This is a genomic window from Sulfitobacter sp. IGS-18, from assembly GCF_059628195.1.
In genome coordinates this window covers 2,237,276-2,253,945 of the sequence record NZ_CM184556.1, presented here as the reverse complement: position 1 = coordinate 2,253,945, position 16,670 = coordinate 2,237,276, and the positions used below count along the sequence as shown (strand labels likewise).

21 protein-coding genes and 1 tRNA gene are annotated in these 16,670 nt (G+C 61.9%); 12 read left to right on the top strand and 10 right to left on the bottom strand.

All coding sequences use genetic code 11. The annotated features are described in order from the left end of the window. Positions 1-432: 432 nt before the first annotated feature. Positions 433-786 carry a hypothetical protein gene (locus tag ACWNZ3_RS10935; protein WP_496899953.1) on the bottom strand — a complete coding sequence of 118 codons (354 nt, stop codon included), beginning with the start codon at positions 784-786 and terminating at the stop codon, positions 433-435. Between ACWNZ3_RS10935 and ACWNZ3_RS10930 the strand changes: the two genes are divergently transcribed. From ACWNZ3_RS10930 to ACWNZ3_RS10910, 5 genes are all read left to right on the top strand, one after another. Beyond that, on the top strand, positions 767-1,669 hold the full coding sequence (locus tag ACWNZ3_RS10930) for a hypothetical protein (protein WP_496899952.1): 903 nt from the start codon (positions 767-769) through the stop codon (positions 1,667-1,669). The two genes, ACWNZ3_RS10935 and ACWNZ3_RS10930, sit on opposite strands and share 20 nt — an antisense overlap. A gap of 163 nt (positions 1,670-1,832) precedes the next feature. Further along, positions 1,833-2,879 (top strand): hypothetical protein, encoded by a 1,047-nt coding sequence (locus ACWNZ3_RS10925; protein ID WP_496899951.1) that lies wholly within the window; start codon positions 1,833-1,835, stop codon positions 2,877-2,879. Beyond that, positions 2,876-3,040, top strand: coding sequence for a hypothetical protein (locus ACWNZ3_RS10920; RefSeq protein ID WP_496899950.1), 165 nt, complete (start codon positions 2,876-2,878; stop codon positions 3,038-3,040). The genes ACWNZ3_RS10925 and ACWNZ3_RS10920 overlap by 4 nt, the downstream gene beginning before the upstream one ends. Before the next feature lie 107 nt (positions 3,041-3,147). After that, entirely contained in the window at positions 3,148-4,365 is a 1,218-nt protein-coding gene (locus tag ACWNZ3_RS10915) for a hypothetical protein (RefSeq protein ID WP_496899949.1), read from the top strand. A gap of 258 nt (positions 4,366-4,623) precedes the next feature. Further along, positions 4,624-5,079 carry a PaaI family thioesterase gene (locus tag ACWNZ3_RS10910; protein ID WP_496899948.1) on the top strand — a complete coding sequence of 152 codons (456 nt, stop codon included), beginning with the start codon at positions 4,624-4,626 and terminating at the stop codon, positions 5,077-5,079. 22 nt (positions 5,080-5,101) lie between these two features. On the opposite strand, the gene ACWNZ3_RS10905 is transcribed toward ACWNZ3_RS10910, so the two are convergent. The 3 genes from ACWNZ3_RS10905 to ACWNZ3_RS10895 all read right to left on the bottom strand — a co-directional run bounded on the left by ACWNZ3_RS10905 (position 5,102) and on the right by ACWNZ3_RS10895 (position 6,597). Continuing rightward, complete coding sequence (locus tag ACWNZ3_RS10905; protein WP_269361763.1) at positions 5,102-5,494, bottom strand: hypothetical protein; 393 nt, start codon at positions 5,492-5,494, stop codon at positions 5,102-5,104. 182 nt (positions 5,495-5,676) lie between these two features. Further along, the gene (locus ACWNZ3_RS10900; protein WP_496899947.1) at positions 5,677-6,360 is read right to left on the bottom strand and encodes an acyltransferase; all 684 of its coding nucleotides are present in this window, start codon (positions 6,358-6,360) and stop codon (positions 5,677-5,679) included. Between the two features lie 160 nt (positions 6,361-6,520). Next, positions 6,521-6,597: transfer RNA gene (locus tag ACWNZ3_RS10895), tRNA-Ile, on the bottom strand. A 115-nt stretch (positions 6,598-6,712) separates the two neighbouring features. Here ACWNZ3_RS10895 and purM point away from each other — a divergent pair. The 4 genes from purM to ACWNZ3_RS10875 are packed head-to-tail and all read left to right on the top strand — an operon-like array spanning position 6,713 to position 9,978. After that, a complete protein-coding gene (purM, locus tag ACWNZ3_RS10890; RefSeq protein ID WP_496899946.1) occupies positions 6,713-7,759 on the top strand; it encodes a phosphoribosylformylglycinamidine cyclo-ligase in 1,047 nt (348 codons plus the stop codon). Further along, positions 7,756-8,352 (top strand): phosphoribosylglycinamide formyltransferase, encoded by a 597-nt coding sequence (purN, locus tag ACWNZ3_RS10885; protein WP_496899945.1) that lies wholly within the window; start codon positions 7,756-7,758, stop codon positions 8,350-8,352. The genes purM and purN overlap by 4 nt, the downstream gene beginning before the upstream one ends. A gap of 60 nt (positions 8,353-8,412) precedes the next feature. Then, positions 8,413-9,570, top strand: a complete 1,158-nt coding sequence (gene rnd / locus ACWNZ3_RS10880) for a ribonuclease D (protein ID WP_274577336.1) — start codon at positions 8,413-8,415, stop codon at positions 9,568-9,570. A gap of 60 nt (positions 9,571-9,630) precedes the next feature. Next, a complete protein-coding gene (locus tag ACWNZ3_RS10875) occupies positions 9,631-9,978 on the top strand; it encodes a RidA family protein (RefSeq protein ID WP_269361769.1) in 348 nt (115 codons plus the stop codon). A 155-nt stretch (positions 9,979-10,133) separates the two neighbouring features. Here ACWNZ3_RS10875 and ACWNZ3_RS10870 read toward each other — a convergent pair whose 3' ends face one another. Then, positions 10,134-10,646: a hypothetical protein gene (locus ACWNZ3_RS10870; RefSeq protein WP_496899944.1), complete on the bottom strand. Its 513-nt coding sequence runs from the start codon at positions 10,644-10,646 to the stop codon at positions 10,134-10,136. Between the two features lie 69 nt (positions 10,647-10,715). After that, positions 10,716-11,240, bottom strand: coding sequence for a hypothetical protein (locus ACWNZ3_RS10865; protein WP_269361770.1), 525 nt, complete (start codon positions 11,238-11,240; stop codon positions 10,716-10,718). Between the two features lie 126 nt (positions 11,241-11,366). On the opposite strand from ACWNZ3_RS10865, the gene ACWNZ3_RS10860 reads away from it, so the two are divergent. After that, positions 11,367-11,777 carry a SufE family protein gene (locus ACWNZ3_RS10860; RefSeq protein WP_269361772.1) on the top strand — a complete coding sequence of 137 codons (411 nt, stop codon included), beginning with the start codon at positions 11,367-11,369 and terminating at the stop codon, positions 11,775-11,777. 104 nt (positions 11,778-11,881) lie between these two features. Here the strand turns inward: ACWNZ3_RS10860 and ACWNZ3_RS10855 are convergent, their stop codons facing one another. Further along, positions 11,882-12,556 (bottom strand): DUF1638 domain-containing protein, encoded by a 675-nt coding sequence (locus ACWNZ3_RS10855; RefSeq protein WP_496899943.1) that lies wholly within the window; start codon positions 12,554-12,556, stop codon positions 11,882-11,884. 104 nt (positions 12,557-12,660) lie between these two features. Between ACWNZ3_RS10855 and ACWNZ3_RS10850 the strand changes: the two genes are divergently transcribed. After that, the gene (locus ACWNZ3_RS10850; protein WP_269361777.1) at positions 12,661-13,152 is read left to right on the top strand and encodes a hypothetical protein; all 492 of its coding nucleotides are present in this window, start codon (positions 12,661-12,663) and stop codon (positions 13,150-13,152) included. A 2-nt stretch (positions 13,153-13,154) separates the two neighbouring features. On the opposite strand, the gene ACWNZ3_RS10845 is transcribed toward ACWNZ3_RS10850, so the two are convergent. Together ACWNZ3_RS10845 and ACWNZ3_RS10840 are read right to left on the bottom strand one after the other, a co-directional pair. Continuing rightward, positions 13,155-13,340, bottom strand: a complete 186-nt coding sequence (locus ACWNZ3_RS10845) for a hypothetical protein (RefSeq protein ID WP_496899942.1) — start codon at positions 13,338-13,340, stop codon at positions 13,155-13,157. Positions 13,341-13,493: 153 nt separating this feature from the next. After that, the gene (locus ACWNZ3_RS10840) at positions 13,494-14,195 is read right to left on the bottom strand and encodes a corrinoid protein (protein ID WP_114277321.1); all 702 of its coding nucleotides are present in this window, start codon (positions 14,193-14,195) and stop codon (positions 13,494-13,496) included. 215 nt (positions 14,196-14,410) lie between these two features. Here ACWNZ3_RS10840 and ACWNZ3_RS10835 point away from each other — a divergent pair, with 215 nt between their 5' ends. Then, on the top strand, positions 14,411-15,487 hold the full coding sequence (locus ACWNZ3_RS10835; protein WP_496899941.1) for a PA0069 family radical SAM protein: 1,077 nt from the start codon (positions 14,411-14,413) through the stop codon (positions 15,485-15,487). Positions 15,488-15,643: 156 nt separating this feature from the next. Here ACWNZ3_RS10835 and bmt read toward each other — a convergent pair whose 3' ends face one another. Continuing rightward, complete coding sequence (gene bmt / locus ACWNZ3_RS10830) at positions 15,644-16,657, bottom strand: betaine--homocysteine S-methyltransferase (protein ID WP_274577346.1); 1,014 nt, start codon at positions 16,655-16,657, stop codon at positions 15,644-15,646. Positions 16,658-16,670: the final 13 nt, after the last annotated feature.

Genomic DNA, 16,670 nt, shown 5'->3' with positions numbered 1-16,670 from the left:
GCGCGCCGGAGTTTTTGAAAACTCCGGGCCGTTTTCTTTGAAGAAAACGTAAGGCTGGCGGTGGCGCTTGTGCCTAAGTCCGGCGCTTTCGGCTGTCGTTTTCCTGACCGGGCCTTGCTGCGCGTCGGAGTTTTTGAAAACTCCGGTCCGTTTTCTTTGAAGAAAACGCAAGGCTGGCGGCGGCTCTTGTGCCTACATCGTTTCGGGATAGGCCTGAAACATCCCACATCACTTTTCGCCTGGGGCCAAAGGGAGGGGCAGCGTACAAGTGATCCAGTTAAATCACGAAGCGCTATAGGTCGGACGCTTTTTTTGGGCGAGAGATTCACGCCAAGCGTGTGATTTGCCTTGAAAATGTCCATTTTGTTGCTTTTCGAAGATTGCGCGGTCTAAGCTCCGACCCATCGCAATTTTCGGGGTTTCCCCCCATTTTCAGGAGTTTTTCGACTTGTCCATTCGCACCAATAAATACGCCAAATCTCTCCATGCTGTTGCAGCCGCCGCCTCGACCGCTTTTTTGTTTCCTGCCGCGGGCAGCGCTGAATATCTCAGTCTCACAAATCCATCCATCGCTTCGATGGTTTGCATAGGCTCAAATTGTTCGTCGTCGGAAACCTTCACCGGGGATGAGATCAGGTTCGAAGCGCCGACGATCAGCATTCTGTTTGATGACAGATCGAGCACTTCCAGCCTTCCCAATAACGACTGGCGTCTCAAGGCCAATGACGAAAACAGCTCGAGTGGCGGGGAAGAATATTTCGGCATCGTGGATGTGTCGAATAGCAATACCACGCCTTTCCGTGTCATGGCCGGGGCGCCGGAGAATGCTTTCCGGCTGGGGGCAACGGGCGATCTGGGGCTGGGCACCGCGATCCCGCAGGCCGATCTGCACATCACCGAAACCGATGCTGTCACTGTCAAACTCGACGTTCAGGGGGTCACGCCGCAAAGCTGGGAGATGGCCGCCACGCCAGATTCCTTTGCGATCAGCTACGATTCCTTCACGGTGCAGCCGTTCCTGATTTCCAACGGTGCGCCCACGGGCAGTTTTACAGTTGATGCAACGGGTCAGATCGGCCTTGGCACGACGACGCCTGAAGAATTGCTGCACATCCGCACCGATGCCGTCGATACAGATGCCTTTGCGCTTTTCGATGCCAATGGGGCGGGCTCGGATTCCTCGTTCCGCCTGCGCCAGAACGGTGTTGTCCCCACCACATGGGAGTTCCGCAACCAGCAGGACTCAGGGCGTCTGAATATCGGCATCGTGGACGGCAACACGCCACTGAAGATTGACAATCTCGCCAACAACAACCTGCTGAAACTGGGCCGCAACAACCGCCCGGACGAGGTGGTGGTGACCGGCAAGCTGGTGGTGAACAACACCGAGATGAATGTGCCGGATTACGTTTTTGAGCCGGGGTATGAGCTGCCCACACTGGCCGAGATTGACGCCTTTATCGCCGACAACGGCCACCTGCCGGGCGTGCCTTCCGCCGCGGTGGTGGCCGAAACCGGGCTCGACATGACGCAGATGCAGCTGGCCCAGCTTGAAAAGATCGAGGAACTGACCCTGCATGTCATCGACCTGGGCAAGGCGAACGCCGAACAGCGCGACCGCATCGCGCAGCTGGAAGGCATGGTCGCGACATTGATCGCCGACCACTGAACCGGGCCCGCCCTGTCAGACGTGCCGGACAAAGGCAGGTTTGACAGGGTGCCGCACTTCGCAATAACGTGCCGGCATTCGTCACCGGGGGCGGCGGATGTTTTTATTGCGATCTTTCACACACCTTATTTGAGTGCCCCCGATTCATGCCGGGAGTATTACCTTGAAAACCTACACATCCTTTATCTTCTTTTCCGCTGCGCTGAACCTGCTGGGGCCCGTGGCTGCCAATGCCGACGTGCTGTCGACCGACGATCCAACGATCAGGAACTTCCTTTGCGTCGGTCCCGGCTGCGCTGACGAGGAACTCAACGCCGGTGACGAGTTGCGGCTGAAGGGCAACAATGTGCGCCTGCATTTCGAGGACGATTCAACCATCGCCGGTCTGCCAGACAACGACTGGAGAATCTCGATCAACGATACCTACGGTGGCGAAGAGTATTTCTCCGTCGTGGATGCGACCAACGGCACGGTCCCTTTCCGCGTCGATGCCGACGCCCCCACCAACGCGCTCCGGGTGACATCCAGCGGCAGACTGGGGCTGGGGACGGCCATACCGGTGCAAGAAGTCCATATCACCGACACCACCGAACCCGGGATTCGGTTCGAACAAACCAGTGGGTCCTTACACGCTTGGGATCTGCGCGCGAACCAACTTGGTTTCTACCTTGTCGACCTGGAGACCTTCCATATTCCTTTCGAGGTGCGCGCCGACGCGCCTGAGGGCGCGCTCTTTGTCGAATCCGACGGTTCCGTCGGGATCGGCACCCGCGACCCGGACGAGCTTCTCCACATCCGGAGCAACGCAGCGAACAGCGACGCTTTCGCCTTGTTCGAAGCGACGGGCAGCGGCTCTGACGCGGCCTTCCGCCTCAAGCAGAACGGGGTGACCCCCACGACCTGGGAATTCCGCAATCAGGAGGATTCCGGCCGGTTGAATGTCGGCATCGCGGGCGGCAACACCCCGTTCAAGATCGACAATGCCGCCAATAACAACCTGCTCAAACTGGGCCGCAACGGCAAACCGGATGAGGTGATCGTGACTGGCAAGCTGGTGGTGAACAATACCCAGATGAACGTGCCGGATTACGTCTTTGCCGAGGATTACGCCCTGCGCCCCTGGCCGAGGTCCGCGCCTTTATCGCGGCCAACAGCCACCTGCCGGATGTCCCTTCCGAAGCACAGATCAGGGCGGACGGTGTGGACATGACCAAAATGCAGTTCGCCCAGCTCAAGAAGATCGAGGAACTGACGCTTTACACCCTCGCGCAGGAAGACCGCATCACCGCGCAGGAGGCCGAAATCTCCGCTTACCGCGATGCGCTGGCGGCACTGACACAGCGGCTCGACAGGCTCGAAGCCGTAAAGTGACCCCATGCGGCGGGGCGGCCTGCGCGCCGCCCACCGCCCTTGGCAATATAAAAGGAAGTTGTGCAAATTCCTCCGGCCCGCCCGGACGCCCATCGGAGTTTTCAGAAATGATTTTTAACACCAAACTGCCTGCCACTGTCATGGCTCTCTGCCTGCTGGCCCTGCCTGCAGGCGCGCAGACCGAATTGGCAACGGGCGATCAATATATCGACGGCCGACTTTGCGTCGGTGTTGCCTGCAACGGAACAGAGCAATACGCCCTTCACAGCCTGATCATGAAGGACACCAAGCCCTCGTTGCTGTTCGAGGATACTTCGGTCAACGGCTTTCCGACGGCCGACTGGATCATCGAGGTCGGCGGCGATTTCCCCGAACGGCTGTATTTCCGCAGCCTCGACACCTTCACCACGCCCTTCCAGATCGAAGCTGGCGCGCCGAACAATGCGCTTTATATCCAGGACGACGGAGATGTCGGCATCGGCACCACGTTGCCCCAGAACCAGCTTCATATCGTCGGCGCCGGCTCCTCCGTCATCCGGCTGGAGAGTACCACCCCGGCACCTCAGTCGTGGCTGATGCAGGGCTTTCCGTCGATCTTCGCGATAACCGACATCACCAACGGCTCTTCGCTGCTGGGGTTGGAGACCGGTGCCCCTCCGGCGTCACTATATGTCGACGATGGGGGCTTTGTCGGGCTGGGCACCAACACGCCAGAGGAAAAGCTGCACATCGTCAGCAATACGGATGGCGTCGACGCCTTTGCTCTGTTCGACGCCCGGGGAGAGCGGGCCGACGCGGCCTTCCTGCTGCGCCAGGACGGACAGATCCCGACCACCTGGGAGTTCCGCAATCAGGAAGATTCCGGTCGGCTGAACATCGGCATCGCGGGGGGTAACACACCGCTCAAGATCGACAATCTTGCCGACAACAACCTGCTGCGCCTGGGCCGCAATGGCCGCCCGGACGAGGTGGTGGTGACCGGCACCCTGGTGGTCAACAACACCGACATGAACGTGCCGGATTATGTCTTTGCCGAGGATTACGCCCTGCGCCCGCTGACCGAGGTCCGCGCCTTCATCGACGCCAACAGCCACCTGCCGGATGTGCCGTCAGAAGCCGAGATCAGGGCCAATGGTGTTGATATGACCGCCATGCAGATGACCCTGCTGAAGAAGGTGGAGGAGCTGACGCTCTACACCCTCGCGCAGGAGGAACGCGCGGCAGAGCAGGACAGCACGATTGCCCGCCAGCAACGCGAAGCCCGCGCGCAGGAAGCCCTGATCGCCTCCCTGGCGCGTCGCATCGAGGCACTGGAGGGCCACTGAGCGCGCTTAAGCAACGTGTCAGCATGCGAGGCGACGCGCCCGCGCCGCAGATGGCGCGGGGGCAGGGGCACCGCTGTCATGCCATCAAGGGGAACCCGCATGGGCACGTTGACCAGCCCCATGGCCCCGTGACGTGGGGGTCGCGGAGCGATTGGGCTTCCGGTATTGCGATTGCGCGGTGATCTGGCTGACCCGGCGGAACAGTTGATCCGGCGCGCGGCGCAGGCCAGTCTGACGCCAAACGGAACGGAGCCCGCCATGACCCCCTATGACATGATCATATCACATCTCGATACCGCCGTGCCTTTCGCCACCCACACCGGTGTCGCCTTGATCGAACTCGGTGACGGCACGGCCAGCGCGCGGCTTGACCAGCGCAACGAGGTGTCGAACCACATCAAGTCAATGCACGCAGGGGCGATGTTCACCCTGGGCGAGGCCGCCTCGGGCGCCGCCATGGCCGGGGCGCTGGCACCGGTGATTCTGGATATGCGCCCGGTCGCCGCCGCCGCACGGATCGCCTTTGTCAAAGTCGCGCATGGCACGCTGACTGCCCATGCAAAGACCTCCGCCCCCGGTGCAGAGCTGCTGGAACGGATCAAGTCCGAGGGCAAGGCAGCCTTTGACGTGACGGTGGATATTCGCGATGAAAGCGGTGACAGCGTGGCGGAGATGACCGTGAACTGGCATGTGAGCGCGGCGCGGTCGGTTTAACGGCACCTGAGCCTGAAAACCTTCAGGTACTGCCCCGGTAAACGCAGCCGAATTTTTGTTGTATCTCTCGGTGTAGCTTTTTCCGCCGCGCGTCGGCTTCGGCGATGAGGGCCTGCAACTCGGTAATGACTTCTGCGGAAACGCTATTTGACGTCATGGCAACAACCAGGGCCTTGGCCTGGATGCGGGCGGTCTCCCGCAGAGCAGGCTCAAAGAGCGCATGGGCGGCACGGGCGTTTTCCTGCGATATCCTGGTGGTTGCCGTGTCAGCGCAGCGATAGCTCAACGCGCCTTTGCCGTCCGAGGCAGGGAAAATGAAATCGCCGGACCCGGATGCGAACAAGCCGAGACCGCTGATTGCCATTGCAACCAGAATGCCAAGCCCACAAAAACCTGCGACAAGTCCGAATTTCATCAAAAACCGTCTGCTAATCGTTACCCGGATGAGCGATATCAGCGGAACGTGGCACAATTTTGACCTGTCGCCGCGGTTCCGGGCAAAACGTGTTACCGGCGGCGCTGCGGGATGCGCCCGATCCGATAAGCTGAAAAAGGAAGCTGTGGTAAGCCGGGCAGGACGGGCGATCGTCGCGGTCGCTAACTGGGCCTGTTTTCTGCCACCCAGTCCTTCTCATACTCCGAGAAGTTATGCGGGCTCCTGCTCCACGTCGAGTTGCTCCTGACGATGCGGGCGGGGCTGCCTGCGGCGACGCAAAAGCTGTCGATATCACGCGTCACTGTGCTGCCAGCACCCACAATGCTACCGCGTCCTATCCGAACGTCCGGCATGATCAGGGCGCGCCTGCCAATCCACACGTGCTCCTCGAATGTCATTTCCCTGCGGCCCGCGCGCAAAATAAAGCCGCTATCAAGATCATGAATGCCATGCTGGTCGCTTGTCTGGACGATAATTTCATCGGACCAAAGGTTGTCTTTGCCGACTTTCATTTCCGCATTGTCCAGAAATATCCGGGCATTATTGATGGTGGTTCGTTCACCTATCCACAGAGCAGAGTTCCGCCAAAAATTTATTACCGCTTTTAATTTACCAGCGGTTTCAATTGCGCATCTGTGCTTCCCCGGACCAACACCAAATAGGACCGCGCCAACGAAACTCACGTCGGAAATCTCCAACTGGAAACTTCTTTTGGACGGCGCTGCCCCCATCGGGGTGATGTTGATCTTGCTCTTTGCGGCCCTGGAGCAGCGAACCTCGCCTTCAATGTGAAACTGGTCCTTTCCCTTTCCCAGGAAGTCGCGAACATCATACGTTTCAATCATTTTCTCGCCCTAAGGTTAAAATATGAACGGTGGGTATAGAAAGAAGTGGGCTTGATCAACGCAGTCCTTCAAAGACTAACCGCGCCTACCGCAGCGGTGCTGTCTCGGCATCCTTCTCGCGGTACATAATTCGCTACAAAAAGGGCAATTGGCGGCATAATGGTAGGCCCGGCAGGACTTGAACCCGCAACCAAAGCGTTATGAGCGCTCTGCTCTAACCAATTGAGCTACAGGCCCGCCATGGGCGCTTGGGTATGCGCGGGGCGCGCTTTCGTCAAGGCTTACCGTTGCGCAAAAGGCGGCGATGCACTAACCCCGGCGCGAACGGGATCACTGCGCCGGGGGCCATGCCATGTCATCACCAAGAAACGGGATCACCTACGCCGATGCGGGCGTGGACATCGACGCCGGCAATACGCTGGTCGAACGGATCAAACCGGCGGCGAAACGCACCGCACGGCCCGGCGTCATGTCGGGGCTGGGCGGCTTCGGCGCGCTGTTTGACCTCAAGGGGGCGGGGTTCACCGACCCGGTGCTGGTCGCCGCCACAGACGGCGTGGGTACCAAGCTGCGCATCGCCATCGACACCGGCAATGTGGACAGCATCGGCATCGACCTTGTTGCCATGTGCGTCAACGATCTGGTCTGTCAGGGGGCCGAGCCGCTGTTTTTCCTGGATTATTTCGCCACCGGCAAGCTGGAGCTCGATCAGGCCACGCGCATCATCGAAGGCATTGCCGCGGGCTGTGCCGCCTCGGGCTCCGCGCTGATCGGGGGCGAGACGGCAGAGATGCCCGGCATGTACCACGCGGGCGATTTCGACCTTGCGGGCTTTGCCGTGGGCGCGATGGAACGGGGCACCGAATTGCCCCGCGCGGTCCGTGAGGGCGATGTGCTGCTTGGCCTGCCCAGCGACGGGGTCCATTCCAACGGCTATTCCCTGGTGCGCAGAATCGTCGAGCTCAGCGGGCTGGGCTGGGATGATTCCTGCCCCTGGGCCGAGGGCACGCTGGGCGAGGCGCTGCTGACGCCGACACGGCTTTATGTCAAAGGTGCCGTGGCGGCACTGCGGGCCGACAGCGTTCAGGCGCTGGCTCATATCACCGGCGGTGGCCTGACCGAGAACCTGCCCCGCGTCCTGCCCGACACCCTGGGGGCCGAGATTGATCTGGGCGCATGGGACCTGCCCCCGGTCTTCAAATGGCTGGCAGCCGAGGGTGGCATGGCCGAGGCCGAACTGCTCAAGACCTTCAATTCAGGCATCGGCATGATCGCCGTGGTCTCCCCGGATCAGGTCGAGGCCGCCCGGGCCGCCTTTGCCACCGACGGCCACGCCGCGATTGAAATCGGCCGCATCACCCAAGGCAGCGGCGTAACCTACAAGGGCAGCCTGCTTTGACCAAAGGCGTTGCGATCTTTGCCTCCGGCGGCGGCTCCAACATGCGCGCGCTGGTGGCGGACATGACGGGCGATCACCCCGCGCGCCCCGCCGTGGTGCTGTCCAACAACGCTGACGCCGGGTGCATTTCCTGGGCGCAGGGGCAGGGGATTGCGACGGTGGTGGTCGATCACCGGCCTTTCGGTGCGGACCGCGCCGCCTTTGAGGCGGCGATGACCGCGGCACTGACCTCCCATGCGCCCGATATCATCTGCCTTGCCGGTTTCATGCGCAAGCTGACGGCAGGGTTCACCGATGCCTGGGCCGGGCGGATGATCAATATCCACCCTTCGCTGCTGCCCAAATACAAGGGCCTGCACACCCATGCCCGCGCGCTGGAAGCGGGCGATGCGCAGCACGGCTGCACGGTACACGAAGTCACCGCTGCGCTGGATGACGGGCCGATCCTGGGGCAGGCCCGCCTTGACGTGGCCCCGGATGACACGCCCGAGACTTTGGCCGCACGGGTGCTGACCCTCGAACACAGGCTTTATCCCGCCGTCCTGCGCCGTTTTGCCGCCGGAGACCGCAGCCCGGTCACCCTCAAGGGGTGACTGGCAATGATGCCGGACTTGCTGTAGCTGTGATCAAACCAGCAGTCACGAAGTGAATTCATGAAAACGATCACCACCACCGCCGACCTGGCCGCCTTTTGCACCGAGGCCGCCAATCATCCCTATGTTACTGTAGATACGGAATTTCTGCGCGAACGCACCTATTATTCCAAACTCTGCCTTGTGCAGCTGGCAATGCCGGGGACAGATGACAGCAAGGCGGTGCTGGTGGATCCGCTGGCCGATGGCATCGAACTTGACCCGCTCTATGATCTTTTCCGCGACACCTCAGTGGTAAAGGTGTTCCACGCCGCGCGGCAGGATCTCGAAATCTTCTTTGTCGATGCGCAGGTCTTTCCCGAACCGCTGTTCGACACCCAGGTTGCCGCGATGGTCTGCGGCTTTGGCGAACAGGTGGGCTATGAAACGCTGGTGCGCAAGATCTGCCATGCCGGGGTGGACAAGACCTCGCGCTTTACCGACTGGTCGCGCAGGCCGCTGACCGATGCGCAGAAGAAATACGCGCTGGCCGATGTCACCTTCCTGCGCCAGATCTATGAGTTCCTGCGCGACAGGCTGGAGGAAAGCGGCCGTGCCCGCTGGGTTGCGGAAGAGCTGGAGATCCTGACCAACCCCGGCACCTATGTCACCGCGCCCCGCGATGCCTGGAAACGGGTCAAGACACGCACCTCCTCGCCCAAGTTCCTTGCCGTGGTGCGCGAACTTGCGGCCTTCCGCGAGGATTACGCCCAGTCACGCAACGTGCCGCGCAACCGGGTCTACAAGGACGATGCGCTGATCGAACTGGCCAGCCTCAAGCCCGCCAACGCCGAAGAGCTGGGCCGCGCGCGCCTGTTGCTGCGCGAGGGGCGGCGGGGCGATGTCGCCGATGGCATCCTGGCGGCGGTCAAGGCAGGTATCGCCTGCAAGCCCGAGGATCTGCCCCAACCCGACCGCAGCCGCGACAAGTTGCAGGTGAACCCCGCCTTGGCCGATCTGCTGCGCGTGCTGCTGAAGGCCAAGACCGAACAGGCCGGGGTTGCCGCCAAGCTGATCGCCCCCGCCGCGGATCTGGACGGGATTGCCGCAGGCCTGCGCGATGTGCCCGCCCTTTCCGGCTGGCGGCGCGAGGTCTTTGGCAATGACGCCCTGCGCCTGTGTGACGGGGAGATTGCGCTGACGGCCAAAGGAAACGACGTAATCGTTGTTGAGGTCTGACAGCAGCTGAGGTCTAACAGCGGTCAAGGTTTCACACCAAACCCTTTGCAGGAGCACAAAATGTCGCAAATCACCCGCCACCACACCAACGCCCGGATGAGCCAGATCGTCACCCATAACGGCACCGTCTACCTTGCCGGTCAGGTCGGCACGCCCGGTGCCAGCGTTGCCCAGCAGACCCAGGATTGCCTCGACAACATCGACAAGCTGCTGGCCGAGGCCGGATCGGACAAATCCCGTATCCTGCAGGCGGTCATCTGGCTGGCCGACATGGCCGATTTCGAAGAGATGAACGGCGTCTGGGATGCATGGGTGCCAACAGGTCAGGCCCCAGCGCGCGCCTGCGGCGAGGCCAAGCTGGCCCGCGCCGATTTCACGGTCGAGATCATCGTGACCGCCGCCGCCTGAGCGGTTCCTTCAACGTCGAACTGTAACGGTTTGAAAAATAACGATTCCACTGGCTTTACAGCGTTTCGGGATAGGATTGAAACCTCCCATATCACTTTTCGCCCAGGGCCGAAGGGAGGGGCAGCGAACAAGCGCTTCAGGTATATCCCGAAGCGCTATAGGCCCGGCACTTTCGGCTGTCGTTTTCCTGACTGTGGCGCGCCGCGCGTCGGAGTTTTTGAAAACTCCGGTCCGTTTTCTTTGAAGAAAACGCAAGGCTGGCGGCGGCGCATGTGCCTGGTTCCGGCACTTTCGGCTGTCGTTTTCCTGACCGTGCGTTGCCGCGTGCCGGAGTTTTTGAAAACTCCGGGCCGTTTTCTTTGAAGAAAACGCAAGGCTGGCGGCAGCACTTGTGCCTGGTTCCGGCGCTTTCGGCTGTCGTTTTCCTGATTGTGGCGCGCCGCGCGCCGGAGTTTTTGAAAACTCCGGTCCGTTTTCTTTGAAGAAAACGCAAGGCTGGCGGCGGGGCTTGTGCCTGGTTCCGGCGCTTTCGGCTGTCGTTTTCCTGACCGTGCCTCGCCGCGCGCCGGAGTTTTTGAAAACTCCGGGCCGTTTTCTTTGAAGAAAACGTAAGGCTGGCGGCGGCGCTTGTGCCTACATCGTTTCGGGATAGGCTTGAAACCTCCCATATCACTTTTCGCTTTGGGCCGAAGGGAGAGCGAACAAGTGATTCAGGTATATCCCGAAATGCTATCGTGTCAGCGGCGGCGGCTTTCCTGGGCGTTCAGCGCCCCCTCGACCCGGATCACCCGGACATTGCGCAGCTGCTGATCGGTCAGTTTGCGCCCCGCGGTGACTTCACGGGTCGGTTTGGTGCCGACCGGCGTGTTCTTGTCGGGCCGCACACCTTCCAGACGATAGATCAGAACGCCGTCTACCGGCTCTTCTTCTTCGTTCTGGGGGGTCAGCTGCACCGCATAGATGCCCTGCCGCGCGGCCAGCCCGGTGGCCCGGATGATCGCGCCGCCGGGAATGGGCTCCACCGTCAGATCGGTGATCTGTTCAAAGGGACGGCCCAGATAGGGTGCTTCTTCCTTGCCGGCCCGCGAAAAGAATCCGCCGCCTTTCGGGATCAGCGGATTGGTCTGTTCCGGCGCGACAGAGGTTGCCACGGAGCGCGACTTGCCAAACCAGTTGAACGGGTTGACCCGACTGTCGCGGATCGCCCCACAGGCCGAAAGTGTGAGTGTGAGGACCGCCAAAAGGGTCAGGGTCTTGCGCATGGTGCCGCCTCGGGTGTTTTCTTGATCTTTGACTAGCCTATTCCCCGGTCCTTGGGAAGGGGGTGGACCTTTGCCGGGCTGCTGCTTACCTCTGACCACACGCGCAGTTACAAAGGACCCCGATCTATGGCCACCGCCGCATTCGAAGAACTTGTCGAGGATTTCGAATTCCTGGATGACTGGGAGGACCGGTATCGGCATGTCATCGACCTGGGCAAGGCGATGGATCCGCTGGAAGAAGCCCTGCGCGTGCCTGCAACCAAGGTGGACGGCTGCGCCAGCCAGGTCTGGCTGCACGCCCAGTTCGACGATGGCACGCTGCATTTCGACGGGGCCAGCGATGCGATGATCGTGTCCGGCCTGATCGCGGTGCTGCGGGTGCTTTACAACGGGCTGACCCCGGCCGAAGTCGTCGCCGTTGATGCGCGCGCCGAAATGGGCCGCCTGGGTCTGAACGATCACCTGTCGGCGCAGCGTTCCAACGGGCTGCGCGCGATGATCGAACGGATCAGAGAGACCGCCGCGCAGACGGCGTGAGGGCGTCAGCGGCGCGGCGGCGCTGCAAATGCAGGATGAGCCGGACAGGGCCGCTGTCCTCCTGGCGTTTTGCCCGCCCCGGATTGCCCCGCCTGGCCAGCGCCTCAGGTCGGTCCGGTGTTCGGGGGCTGAAGACCGGCCAGCGCCGTTTTCAGGTCCCCATAGCCGGTATAGCGCCGCTCGAACGCCAGCCCCAGAACCTCGGCACAGGCGCGGGCCTTTTCCGTCAGTTCGGGGTCGTCGGTCTGCGCCTGATAAACCAGCTTTTCGTAATTGCCGAAATACATGTCCCGCAGTTCCGGATGCCGGTCCAGCCCCATGGGTTTCATGATGAAGGCATCGAACTGACGGACCAGAAAGTCGGTCAGGTAAAAGCTGGTGAATTCTTCCTCCGCCTTGGCGGCAAAGGCGTCGTTGCCTTCGAAAAAGCTGTAGCAATGGGGCCCTGCGACCATTTCGACCCCCATTTCCGCACAGGCCGCCTGCAGCAGTCCCCCGGTGCCGCAATCGGCATAGACCACAAAGATGCTGTCATAGCGGTCGCGGTGTTTGGCGACGCTTTCGCGCACGGCGGCGGTGATCTTTTCGGGGTAGAGGTGGTATTTGGCGGGCAGGCAGGTCAGGTCCAGATGGGTCCAGCCATTGGCCTGTTTCAGGGCCAGGATCTCGCGCGCCAGCGCCCCGCAGGCGATCAGCAGGATCGAGCCCGCGCCCTTTGCCCGCAGGCCGGTTTCGGTCAGCTGGTCGAGGTCGGGCAGGGGTGTCGCGCGGTCTGTCACAATTCTAACCAATGCGTGTGGGTGTCTCTGTGTCGTTGCACGCTGCCACGGAAGGCGCGTAACTGGCTAGGTCAGATACGACATTTCAGACAGGGATGGAACCAATGGCAGTTTACTCGAACAAGGCGGGATTGAACACGGGCACGCTTGGGCTGATGTTCATATCGGGCTGTTTCGCGACGATGGCGTTTGATCTCTGGGGGCAGGTGGTCAGCCCGGGCCTGGGCTTTGCCAATCTGTCGCCGCATGGGCTGGCCAAAAGCCTGTTTGGCGCGCTGGGGCTGCCGAATGGCGATTTCGCGGGCTATTTCATGCATTTCTATCTGGTGGGGCTGATCGGATACCCGGTGGGCTGGCTGTTTATCTTCAAACCGGTCTGGGACCGGGTGATCGGCAAGGGCCGGCCCTGGATCGTGCCGGCGGCGGTCTATGGCTTTGGCCTCTGGGTCTTTGCCATCGGCGGGATCACGGCGATTGCGGGCCTGCCGTTTTTCCTCAACTTCACCGGAATCACCTGGGTCGCTCTGGTGGGGCATGTCCTTTACGGCATTGTCATGGTGGCGGTGATGGTCTGGCTGACACGCGGCAGGGCCTGATCCTATTTCTGTCTGGACCGGCCGCGCAGCAGCCGGACCAGCACAATGGCCAGCAGGGCCAGCGGCACCAGCGCCATTGCGGATTGTGGCAGGCCGAGGGCCGGGGCGGCGAGCATTCCCAGCCAGATGGTGACCGCAGCGGCGGCAATCACCAGGGCAAGGAGCAGGGCAAGGTGCTTGAAGGGCATGGAACCTCTCTTTCAATCCCAAGGTAAGACTTGCCAGCCCATATAAAAGACCCGGGCAGGCAGGACCCGCGACAAGGGGCAGCTCTCCCGGATGAAAAAAGGCCCCCGAATCCGCTTCGGGGGCCTTGTCATTCAATCAGCCGGGCAGCGCACTCAGGCGGAGGCAGCCCTGTTGTGCTTGCGGTGCATCCAGGTCTTTGCGGTTTCCACCGCCACTGCGGCATCCCGGCAATAGGCATCTGCGCCGATGGCCTTGCCGAATTCCTCGTTCAGCGGCGCGCCGCCGACCAGAATGATGTAATCGTCACGGATGCCCTGTTCGACCATCGTGTCGATCACGACCTTCATATAGGGCATGGTGGTGGTCAGCAGGGCGGACATGCCAAGGATGTCGGCACCCTCGCGGTCCAGCGCCTCAAGATAGTTTTCCACCGGGTTGTTGATGCCCAGATCGACAATCTCGAAACCCGCGCCTTCCATCATCATGCCGACAAGGTTCTTGCCGATGTCGTGAATGTCGCCCTTCACCGTGCCGATCACCATCTTGCCGATGGTCGGCGCGCCGGTTTCGGCCAGCAGCGGCTTGAGGATGGCCATGCCGCCCTTCATCGCATTGGCGGCCAGCAGCACCTCGGGAACGAACAGGATGCCGTCGCGGAAATCGGCGCCGACGATGGTCATGCCGCCGACCAATGCCTTGGTCAGGATGTCATAGGGCTCCCACTTGCGTTCCAGAAGGATGTTTACGCCCTCTTCGATCTCTTCCTTGAGACCGTCATAGAGGTCGTCGAACATCTGCTGTACAAGCTCTTCGTCATCGAGTTCGGAGAGGATGATATCTTCGTCGTCAGACATGGTGGTTCCTTCTGCCGTCTGTGCAGGTGCGGTGCGCTTTTGCCTACATGTCACGAAATCCCCCGGTCAGAAGAGCGAATTGCGACATCGACCGCGTAAAGCGCGACGCGATCCGGTCCAGACTACGCTTTTTCGCGCAGGGGAGACAAGGCGCGCAAGTGCGCCGGGCGGCGGATTTGCATTGTCCGCGTTCTCATTTTGTTCTAGTGTCGGGCATGGACAGGGAAGATCGGCGATTCAAGGTGGTCGGGCGCGCGGCGGGCAGCAACCATGCCGGGCGGTTCGAGCGGCATGAAAGGGTGCAGGTCGATGACGGCTGGACGCCGGAAACCGACCTGCCGGTGCTGCGTACCCAGACCGCGATCGAGGTGCCGCGCAGTCTGATCACCTACAACAGTTCGCCCGATCTGCCCTTTGACCGGTCGATCAACCCCTATCGCGGCTGCGAACACGGCTGTGTCTATTGTTTCGCACGTCCCAGCCACGCCTATCTTGGTCTGTCGCCGGGTCTGGATTTCGAAACCCGCCTGGTGGCGCGCCCCGATGCGCCACAGGTGTTGAAGCGGGAACTGGCCGCCAGATCCTACAAGGTGGCGCCGATTGCCATCGGCACCAATACCGACCCCTATCAGCCGATCGAACGGGAGCATGAGATCATGCGCGCCTGCCTGCGGGTGCTGTCCGATGCGGGGCATCCCGTTGCCATCGTGACCAAGGGGGCGCTGATCGAACGGGACATCGACATTCTGGAGGACATGGCCCGGCGCGGGCTGGTGCGGGTCGGCATCTCGGTGACCACGCTGGACGCCAGGCTCAGCCGGTTGATGGAGCCGCGCGCACCCGCCCCGCAACGGCGGCTGCAGATGATCCGGTCGCTCTCCGGTGCGGGGATTCCGGTGCGGATCATGGCCTCTCCGATGATCCCGGCGCTGACCGATCCGGAGCTGGAAAGCATCCTGCGGGCGGGCCGGGATGCGGGGGCGCGCCATGCAAGCTGGATCATGCTGCGCCTCCCGCGCGAGGTTTCGCCGCTGGTGCAGGACTGGCTGGCGCAGCATTTCCCGGACCGGGCGGGGCGCATCATGTCGCGCCTGCGCGAGATGCATGGCGGCCGCGAATATGATGCCAGCTGGCACCGCCGGATGCGCGGCGAGGGTCCCTATGCAGAGATGGTCGCGCAGCGCTTCAACGTGGCGGTCAAACGCCTGGGCCTGAAGTCGCGCGGCAGCCCGATGCGCTGCGACCTGTTCCAGCCGCCACAAAAGGAAACCGCGCAGATGTCACTGTTTTAGCGGGTGGGGCGCAAGCCGGGCCGCTCCCCGGCTTTTCGAAGCGCAGCGCGCGCCGCGTTAACGGAATAAAAATGAATGTTAACAATGTGTTGCGTAACCCACGGGTTAACCGCCTGCCAGTTCTGCCGCCCCGCCGTGCCGGGGTCAGCCCCTCTGTCAGCCCCTGCGGCGCCCCTTGCGCGGCGCGCGCACCGGTCCCTGGCCGTCGGTGCCATCGCTGGCAGAGGAGAAATCACCCAGCGTCGCGACGATCTCCTCAAGGGTCGGGGCCGCGCCCCTGGGCTGGCTGTCCAGTGCCGCGCGCATCGCCACCAGATGCTCCGGCATGGTGCCGCAGCAGCCGCCGATGATCGTGGCCCCGCAATTGCGCGCCATCACCGCGTATTTGCCCATCAGCTCCGGCGTGCCGTCATAATGGATGTGACCGTCGTGGTATTTCGGAATGCCCGCATTGCCCTTGGAAATGATCGGCAATGTGCCGCCCTTGGCGGCAAAGCCCAGCACCGTGCGCAACAGGTCCGATGCACCGGTGCCGCAGTTCGCGCCGTAGGCCATCGGCCGGTTGTCCAGCCCATGCACCATGTCGACCATCGCTTCCGAGGTGACGCCCATCATGGTGCGCCCGGCGGTGTCGAAACTCATCGTGCCGCACCAGTCCAGACCGGCCAGGGCAAAACCTTCGGCGGCGGCCTTGTATTCCTCGGGGGCGCTGATCGTCTCCAGCCAGCCGATGTCGACCCCGCCGGCCTTCAGACCGTCAGCGGCCTCGTGAAACATCTCCACCGCTGATGCATGGCTGAGGGTGCCGACCGGCTCCATGATCTCGCCGGTGGGGCCGACGGATCCGGCCACGATCACCTTGCGCCCGGCGGTATCCGCCACCTCGCGCGCCAGTTCGGCCGAGACGCGGGCCAGTTCGTGCACCCGCTTTTCCGCGCCATGCAGTTTCATGCGCGAGGCATTGGCGCCGAAGCTGTTGGTCAGGAACAGGTCGCTGCCGCTGTCCACCGCGCCGCGGTAGAGCTTGATGATGTTCTGCGGCTCTTCGACGTTCCACATCTCGGGCGCATCGCCGGACATCAGCCCCATGTTGAACAGGTTGGTCCCGGTGGCGCCATCGGCCAGCAGAAAGCCTTTTTCGGCAAGAAGGTCGGTGAATGCATTAGACATCAGGTATACTCCG